The organism is Serratia sp. PGPR-27, assembly GCF_022678525.1.
In the GTDB taxonomy this organism is placed as follows: domain Bacteria; phylum Pseudomonadota; class Gammaproteobacteria; order Enterobacterales; family Enterobacteriaceae; genus Serratia; species Serratia nematodiphila.
Genome location: NZ_JALBYS010000102.1, coordinates 1 through 220, shown reverse-complemented (window position 1 = coordinate 220; position 220 = coordinate 1). Strand labels below are relative to the sequence as shown.

General features: G+C 70.9%; 1 protein-coding gene. It reads left to right on the top strand.

All coding sequences use genetic code 11. The annotated features are described in order from the left end of the window. Positions 1-220: autotransporter outer membrane beta-barrel domain-containing protein (locus tag MMS95_RS24195; protein ID WP_242142447.1), on the top strand; the 220-nt coding region annotated here is incomplete at both ends.

Here is a 220-nt window from a genome sequence, read left to right as displayed (position 1 = left end):
GCTCGGTCACCTCGGATGTCAGCGTGCAGAACGGCGGCATCGTCGGCGGCAGCGGCACGGTCGGTTCGCTGACCGCCCGCCGTGGCGGCACCGTGGCCCCGGGCAACTCGATCGGTACCCTGAACGTGGCCGGCAACGTCAGCTTCGAGCCGGGTTCGCGCTATGCGGTGGAAGTGGGGCCGAACGGCCAGAGCGATCGGATCCAGAGCAGCGGAGCGGC